The 7947-nt window shown below is 63.7% G+C and carries 7 protein-coding genes and 2 pseudogenes; all 9 read right to left on the reverse strand.

What is annotated here, in order from left to right; all coding sequences use genetic code 11:
- Positions 1 to 1625: pseudogene (locus ACXJL8_RS27235) on the reverse strand (DNA-directed RNA polymerase subunit beta); the annotation flags it as partial.
- Between the two features lie 501 nt (positions 1626 to 2126).
- A complete protein-coding gene (gene rplL / locus ACXJL8_RS27240; protein ID WP_200499672.1) occupies positions 2127 to 2504 on the reverse strand; it encodes a 50S ribosomal protein L7/L12 in 378 nt (125 codons plus the stop codon).
- 54 nt (positions 2505 to 2558) lie between these two features.
- Positions 2559 to 3077 carry a 50S ribosomal protein L10 gene (gene rplJ / locus ACXJL8_RS27245; protein ID WP_456618173.1) on the reverse strand — a complete coding sequence of 173 codons (519 nt, stop codon included), beginning with the start codon at positions 3075 to 3077 and terminating at the stop codon, positions 2559 to 2561.
- A 577-nt stretch (positions 3078 to 3654) separates the two neighbouring features.
- Positions 3655 to 4608, reverse strand: a complete 954-nt coding sequence (locus ACXJL8_RS27250) for a 2-hydroxyacid dehydrogenase (RefSeq protein WP_456618174.1) — start codon at positions 4606 to 4608, stop codon at positions 3655 to 3657.
- A 92-nt stretch (positions 4609 to 4700) separates the two neighbouring features.
- Positions 4701 to 5393 (reverse strand): 50S ribosomal protein L1, encoded by a 693-nt coding sequence (rplA, locus tag ACXJL8_RS27255; protein ID WP_456618175.1) that lies wholly within the window; start codon positions 5391 to 5393, stop codon positions 4701 to 4703.
- A gap of 6 nt (positions 5394 to 5399) precedes the next feature.
- On the reverse strand, positions 5400 to 5828 hold the full coding sequence (gene rplK, locus ACXJL8_RS27260; RefSeq protein WP_128933125.1) for a 50S ribosomal protein L11: 429 nt from the start codon (positions 5826 to 5828) through the stop codon (positions 5400 to 5402).
- Positions 5829 to 5964: 136 nt separating this feature from the next.
- Positions 5965 to 6522, reverse strand: coding sequence for a transcription termination/antitermination protein NusG (gene nusG / locus ACXJL8_RS27265; protein ID WP_456685907.1), 558 nt, complete (start codon positions 6520 to 6522; stop codon positions 5965 to 5967).
- The gene (gene secE, locus ACXJL8_RS27270; RefSeq protein ID WP_007611620.1) at positions 6522 to 6713 is read right to left on the reverse strand and encodes a preprotein translocase subunit SecE; all 192 of its coding nucleotides are present in this window, start codon (positions 6711 to 6713) and stop codon (positions 6522 to 6524) included. The genes nusG and secE overlap by 1 nt, the downstream gene beginning before the upstream one ends.
- Before the next feature lie 414 nt (positions 6714 to 7127).
- A pseudogene (locus ACXJL8_RS27275) lies at positions 7128 to 7947 on the reverse strand (D-mycarose 3-C-methyltransferase); the annotation flags it as partial.

Genomic DNA, 7947 nt, shown 5'->3' on the forward strand with positions numbered 1-7947 from the left:
AGCGCCGAGAGACGGCGCTTGTGGGTGATCTCCGACAGCGGGTTGGTCTGGTCCATGAACTGCGAGAGCTGCGAGGAGCCGAAGAACTCGCGCACGGCGGCAGCCGCCGGCTTGGCGTTGATCAGGTCCTGCGGCATGACCGTGTCGATGTCGACCGAGGACATGCGCTCCTTGATCGCGCGCTCCATGCGGAGCAGGCCGATGCGGTACTGGTTCTCCATGAGCTCGCCGACCGAACGCACACGGCGGTTGCCGAGATGGTCGATGTCGTCGATCTCGCCCTTGCCGTCGCGCAGGTCGACCAGCGTCTTGATGACGGAGAGGATGTCTTCCTTGCGCAGCGTGCGCTGGGTGTCGGGCGCATCGAGGTCGAGGCGCATGTTCATCTTGACGCGGCCGACCGCGGAGAGGTCGTAGCGCTCGGCGTCGAAGAACAGCGACTGGAACATCGCCTGCGCCGAATCCAGCGTCGGCGGCTCGCCCGGACGCATCACGCGGTAGATGTCGAACAGCGCGTCCTCGCGCGTCATGTTCTTGTCGGCCGAGAGCGTGTTGCGGATATAGGCGCCGACATTGACGTGGTCGATGTCGAGCAGCGGCAGCTCCTTGTAGCCCTGCTCGTTGAGGGCCTTCATGGACTTGTCGGTGATCTCTTCACCGGCTTCCGCGTGGATCTCGCCGGTCTTGGGGTTGACGAGGTCCTCGGCGAGGTAGTTGCCGACGAGCTCCTCATCCGACAGCCGCAGCGCCTTCAGGCCCTTCTCCTGCATCTGACGCGCACCGCGCACCGTGAGCTTCTTGCCGGCCTCGAGCACGACCTTGCCGGTGTCGGCGTCGATCAGGTCGTTGATGGTCGAGTAACCGCGGAAACGGTTGGCGTCGAACGGAACGCGCCAGCCTTCCTTGGTCCGCTTGTAGAGGATCTTCTTGTAGAACGTGCTGAGGATCGCCTCGCCGTCCAGGCCGAGGGCGAACATCAGCGACGTCACCGGCAGCTTGCGGCGACGGTCGATACGCGCATAGACGATGTCCTTGGCGTCGAACTCGATGTCGAGCCATGAACCGCGATACGGGATCACGCGGGCGGCGAACAGCAGCTTGCCCGAGGAGTGGGTCTTGCCCTTGTCGTGGTCGAAGAACACGCCGGGCGAACGGTGCATCTGCGAGACGATGACGCGCTCGGTGCCGTTGACGATGAAGGTGCCGTTCATCGTCATGAGCGGGATGTCGCCCATGTAGACGTCCTGCTCCTTGATGTCCTTCACCGACTTCGCGCCGGTTTCCTCGTCGATATCGAACACGATGAGGCGCAGCGTCACCTTCAGGGGCGCAGCGAAGGTCATGCCGCGCTGGCGGCACTCGTCGACGTCGTATTTCGGCGGTTCGAACTCGTAGCGGACGAATTCCAGCATCGAGGTGCCCGAGAAATCCGAGATCGGGAACACCGAGCGGAACACCGCCTGCAAGCCCTCATCCGCTCGCCCGCCCTGGGGTTCGTCGACCATCAGGAACTGGTCATAGGACGCCTTCTGAACCTCGATGAGGTTCGGCATCTCGGCGACTTCCTTGATGTGTCCGAAGAACTTGCGAACGCGTTTGCGACCGGTGAATGTCTGCTGCGCCATCGTGGCCTCTCATTTCGTCGCCCGCTCTGGGCGCGCCGTCCGGGACGCAGCTGCCGCCGCTCCCCGGGTTGAATTTTTCGAACCCGTTTTTGGGGGCCGGAGACCCAGTTTCAGGCGGGAATGTCCTGAATCTGTTCTTCAGACCTTCAAAACGCAAAACGACGCGCGGGGCGCAGTGGCGCGCCCGCCCGTCACAACGATCGTCTTCACGGACTGCAAAAGCCCGAAATAGCCTGCTCTCCCAACGGCTTACAGGGAAATCCGGCTTCCCCGCCACCGCGCTTTCGTGCTGCCGACCCGATATGGGGCGACAATAGTGGAGATTCGAGGGGTAAACCCTCAAATCCCCACACTTTTTCGTGTTCGGCCTGCGTCGGGACGTTCCGTCGCACGCCTTTTGCATCCAACCCGCCGCTCCAGGCCTTTCGGCCACCGTCGCTACGGCTCGGGATCCCGGGTCCCGCTGTCGCTGCCCCGGGATCTCGCGCAAGCAAGCTTGGCTTACTTGAGCTCGACCTTCGCGCCAGCCTTCTCGAGCTGGACCTTGATCTTGTCGGCCTCGTCCTTGTTCACGCCTTCCTTGACAGGCTTCGGCGCGCCCTCGACGAGGTCCTTTGCTTCCTTCAGGCCCAGGCCGGTGATGGCGCGGACTTCCTTGATGACCTCGATCTTCTTGTCGCCGGCGGCGGCCAGGACGACCGTGAACTCGGTCTTCTCTTCGGCYGGAGCGGCGGCAGCGCCACCAGCAGCCGGGCCGGCCACGGCGACAGCCGCGGCAGCCGAAACGCCCCACTTCTCTTCGAGGAGCTTCGCGAGTTCGGCAGCTTCGAGCACGGTGAGGCTCGAGAGGTCGTCAACGATCTTCTGCAAGTCAGCCATTGTTCAGTTTCCTTACGTGTAAGTCTGGTTCGGGTTTGAGTTTTGCGAAGGGCGTCAGGCCGCTTCGCCCTTTGAGGCATGAGCCTGGATGACGCGCGCGAGCTTGCCCGCGGGCGCGTTGGCGAGCTGGGCCAGCTTGGTCGCCGGGGCCACGATGAGGCCGACGATCTTGGCACGCAGTTCGTCAAGCGACGGCAGCGAGGCAAGCGCCTTCACGCCGTCGACATTCAGGACGGTCTTTCCCATCGAGCCGCCGATGATGACGAACTTTTCGTTCGCCTTGGCGAAATCGATGGCGACCTTTGGCGCCGCTACCGGATCGTTCGAAGTCGCGATCACGGTCGGCCCCTTCAGCATGGGACCGATGGCAACGACGTCAGTGCCTTCAAGAGCAATTTTGGCGAGACGGTTCTTCGAGACCTTCACCGAGGCACCCGCCTGCTTCATCTGCTGGCGCAGCTTCTGCATCTGGGCAACGGTGAGGCCGGAATATTGAGCAACGACCGCGACGCTCGTGGTCTTGAAGACCTCATTGAGCTGTTCGACCGCCTCTTTTTTTGCCGCTCGTTCCACAGCAAGCTCTTTCCGGTTGGCAGTCGCCGCGAAAAGCGGGACCGCCGGGTTGCACCCATCGTCCCACCCAAACCTGAACCTCTGGGTCAAAACCCTTTGGACACGCCGGGGCGAGACAACGATTAAAGCCTGCCCTCCCGAAGCCTTTTGGGGCCTGCGGGGTGTCGAGGTCCGAACCAAACCCATTCCGCGACCGACCATACGGCTGGATGCGAAGCGAAATCCGGTCTTCACCCGTCTATGCAGGCCATGCGATTAAGCCGTTGAGAAATCGAAATTCCCCGCGGGCGCCTGCAGTCTTGGACAGGACGAGATCAGCCGGCGAACCGCCTGACCTCTGCCCGCACCCCACCAACCGATGGTTTTCCTCCCTTTTCCGGCAAATCCTTGCGGACGTCCTGAAAAGGAATGATCTCCTATCGCGTCGGGTTTTCGGAATGCGTGCACGAACGCGCCAGCCACGGCCAGCACGTCCGGAAGCGGTTCTTTAACCGCTCTCCGCGTGCTTGCCAAGAGCAAAATTCACACCAGTTCCAATCGGTGCCCGGGAGGCCCGATACGGCCCAAAAGGGCCGATTCAGGCCGCTTTGACGGCATGGGGCAGCGGCTGGCCGGCGAAAAATGCGGTCAGGTTCGCCAGCACGCAGTTCTGCATGGCGACGTGGGATTCGAGGGTGTGGCCGCCGATGTGAGGAGCGAGGACCACATTGGGCAGCGCCGTCAGCGCGTCGGGCACGTGCGGTTCCCGCTCGTAGACGTCGAGGCCGGCGCCGGCGATGGTCTTGTCGGAGAGCGCCGCAACGAGCGCCTGCTCGTCGATCACCGAGCCGCGGGAGATATTGACGACATAGCCGCCCTCCCCCAGGCGCTTGAGGATATCGGCGTTGACCAGGTGCTGGGTCTCATCGCCGGCGCGGACCGCGATCATCAGCACGCTGCACCAGTCGGCGAGCGCCTCCAGTGTCGGGAAATATTGATAGGGCAAATCGTATTTGCTGCGGCTGAAATAGCCGACCTCGCTCTCGAAGGCGGCGCAACGCGCCGCGATCTTGCGACCGATCTCGCCCATTCCGTAGACGCCGATGCGGCGGCCGGGCATCCCGGCCTGCGGCCGCATCATCGGCGACGGCTTTGAGGCCGCCCAGTCGCCGCTGCGAACATAGTGATCGGCAGCCAGGATCCGCCGCGTCGTCGCGAGCATCAGGGTCATCGCGATGTCGGCGACCGAGGCCGCGTTGGCCCCGGGGCTGTGGCCGACCGCGATGCCGCGCGCTGCGGCCGCCTTCAGCTCGATACCGTCATAGCCGGTGCCGTAGCAGACGATCGCGCCGAGCTTCGGAAACAGGTCCATCGCCTCCGCACCGAGCGGCGTGCCGCCGGCTGTGAGCAGCGCGCGGATGCCGCCGAGATCCTCGGCTGAAAGCACCTCCTGTGCAGGCTTGCCGCCGGTGTCCAGCAGTTCAAACCGCTCGGCGAAACGCGCCATCATCGTCTTCGGAAACCGCGAGTAGATCAGGACCTTGTCAGTCATTGTTCTTGTTTCCGGTGAACGCCGCGCCACAAATGATGAGGGGCGGAATCGGTTGCCCAATTCCGCCCCTCACCTCATGCAATTTTCAAACCTTAGCCGAGGATGGTGCCCGGCTCGACCTTCACGCCGGGACCCATGGTCGAGGACACCGCGACGCGCTGGATGTAGGTGCCCTTGGAGCCGGCCGGCTTCGCCTTGGAGACCGCGTCCGCGAGCGCCTTGATGTTTTCGACCAGCTTGTCCTCGGAGAACGAGGCCTTGCCGACGCCGGCCTGCAGGATGCCGGCCTTTTCGACGCGGAACTCGACCGAGCCGCCCTTGGCGCCCTTGACGGCGCTGGTGACGTCCATGGTCACCGTGCCGATCTTCGGGTTCGGCATCAGGCCGCGCGGGCCGAGCACCTTACCGAGACGGCCGACCAGCGGCATCATGTCGGGGGTGGCGATGCAGCGGTCGAAATCGATCGAGCCGTTCTGCACCTTCTCGACCAGGTCCTCGGCGCCGACGACGTCGGCACCGGCGGCCTTGGCTTCATCGGCCTTGGCGCCGCGGGCGAACACACCGACGCGGAGCGTCCGGCCGGTGCCGTTCGGCAGGGTGACCACGCCGCGGACCATCTGGTCGGCGTGACGGGGATCGACGCCGAGATTGATCGCGATCTCGATCGTCTCGTCGAACTTMGACTTGGCGCGCTCCTTGACCATCTTGATGGCCTCCGCGAGCGGGTAAAGCTTTTCGCGATCAACGCCTTCGCGGGCCTTCTTCAAACGCTTTCCGATTGCCATGACTGCTTACCCCGCCACTTCCAGGCCCATCGAACGGGCAGAGCCCTCGACCATCTTCATGGCCGATTCGATGCTGTCGCAATTCAAGTCCTTCATCTTCTTCTCGGCGATCTCGCGCACCTGCGCCTTGGTCACCTTGCCGGCCTTGTCACGGCCCGGCGCCTTCGAGCCGGACTGGATCTTGGCGGCCTGCTTGAGGAAGTAGGACATCGGCGGCGTCTTCATCTCGAAGGTGAAGGAACGGTCCGCATAGATGGTGATGATCACCGGGATCGGGGTGTTCTTCTCTTCCTTCTGGGTCTGGGCGTTGAACGCCTTGCAGAACTCCATGATGTTGAGACCGCGCTGACCAAGCGCGGGACCGATCGGGGGCGAGGGATTCGCCGCACCGGCCGGGACCTGAAGCTTCAGGTATCCGGTCACTTTCTTTGCCATGTATCACTCCTGTTGTGCCGGCCTGATCGGCCAGCGGTTTCAGGTTCCGTGGTTGGGATCGAGCGCGGCTGGCAACCGCCCTCTTCCTCCCACGGCCTATTGCCGCGCAAAGCCTCTCGCTTCACGCGTCGTCCGGTCAGACCTTCTCGACCTGACCGAATTCCAGTTCGACCGGCGTGGCGCGGCCGAAGATCGACACCGCGACCTTCACGCGCGAGCGCGCCTCGTCGATTTCCTCGACCACTCCCGAGAACGAGGCGAACGGGCCGTCGGCCACGCGCACGTTCTCGCCGATCTCGAACGACACCGACGCCTTCGGCCGTTCCACGCCCTCCTGCACCTGATGCAGGATGCGCATGGCCTCCGATTCCGAGATCGGCATCGGCTTGTTCTCGGCGCCGAGGAAGCCCGTGACCTTCGGCGTGTTCTTGATCAGATGGAACGCCTCGTCGGTCAGTTTCATCTTCACCAGCACATAGCCCGGGAAGAACTTGCGCTCGGCGTCGATCTTGCGGCCGCGGCGCACTTCCGTGACCTTTTCGGTCGGCACCAGCACCAGCTCGAACAGCTCCTCGAGCCCGCGCTGCTTGGCCTGCTCGCGGATCGATTCGGCGACCTTCTTCTCGAAGTTCGAATAGGCGTGGACGATGTACCAGCGCTTGTCGGACGATTGGGTTGCGGCTGCGGTTRCCATCAGTGAATGCCCAAAAGGAAGGTGATGAGGTAACGGATGATCTGGTCGGCAGCGAAGAAGAAGATCGACGCCACGGCGACCATGACGAACACCATGATGGTGGTGATCGTCGTCTCGCGGCGGGTCGGCCAGGTGACCTTGGCGGTCTCCGAGCGCACTTCCTGCAAGAATTTAAACGGGCTGACTGCCATCGTTTGATGTCCAACGTCCAGACGCGAATGAATTTCAGGGATCCGAACAGCCGCCGTTGGCCCAGCCCTCGCTTGAAGGATGAGCCGGAAACCGGGCTCGATTGTTCGGGGATTTAAAAGCCGCGCCGGATATCCGCATCTCAACGGGCCGGCTGCAGGTGGCTGGTATCTACTGCGGGCGGGGCAAAAGGTCAAGGCAACGGCCTGCCCCGGGTCTTCGGCCGGCCGGGGTTACGGCGCCCGGCGCGGAGCCCATCGGGCGGCATATACCGGCTCCCCGTTTGGGGTGCCTCGTCCGGCACGGCGGCGTCCCTGCGCCGATGAAGGGCTGCGTCGGCCCAGGGGGCCGACGCAACAAACCGGTATCGATGGGAACGCGCCGGCGCGGCCTCGTCGCGCGGCCACCTCGCGTCGTCAGTCGGCCCGCTCGACCAGGGAGATGCCCGGCAGCGGCACGACGAACTTTCCGCCCTCGGCGAAATAGCGGGCGTGCTTGGCCCGGATCGGGTCGACATAGCGCCAGGCGAAGACGACGACGAACGCCGGCTTACGCTCGTAAAGGGCGGCGGGCGGCAGGATCGGGATGTCGTAGCCCGGCCCGGCCATCACGTTCCCCTTCTTGGGGTCGTCGTCCACCAGGAAATCGATTTTGCCCTCCAGGCCGAACTGCGGGAGCAACGTCGTGGTGCCGACCGAGACGCCGTAGCCGGCGACCGACTGACCGCGCGCGTGGGCGGCATCGGCCATCGCGACCAATTCGTCGCGGATGGCAGCGATTCTCTTCACGTAGGGCGCATAATAGGACGGCTGGTCGACGCCGAGCCGTTCTTCCTCGGCAACGAATCGCGCGACCTCCGCCGACGGCGTCTTGGTGCCGCCAGCGCGCTGAACCGTCACCCGGATCGAGCCGCCCTTGGTCCAGATGTGCTGGACGTCGATCACTTCCATCCCGAGCCGGGCAAAGAAGCGCTGCAGCGGCTTGATGTTAAAATACGACAGATGCTCGTGATAGACGGTGTCGAGAAGGTTCTTCTCGGTGACGTCGACACCATATTGGGTTTCGAAAACGAACAGCCCGTCCGGCGCAAGCACGTCGCGAACCCCGATCACCAGCGGGTCGAGATTGTCGACATTGGCGATCATGTTGTTGGCGATCACGACGCTGGCTGCGCCATGGCTCTGCAAGATGCGGCGACCAATGGTGTCCGTGAAGAAATCGCCGATGGTCTCGATG

This window comes from Bradyrhizobium sp. P5_C11_2, from assembly GCF_054049755.1.

Excerpts from the sequence above, each read along its gene's own strand:
- ACXJL8_RS27250 (WP_456618174.1), bottom strand. The coding sequence starts at position 4,608 with ATGACTGACAAGGTCCTGATCTACTCGCGGTTTCCGAAGACGATGATG.
- rplK (WP_128933125.1), bottom strand. The coding sequence starts at position 5,828 with ATGGCAAAGAAAGTGACCGGATACCTGAAGCTTCAGGTCCCGGCCGGT.
- secE (WP_007611620.1), bottom strand. The coding sequence starts at position 6,713 with ATGGCAGTCAGCCCGTTTAAATTCTTGCAGGAAGTGCGCTCGGAGACC.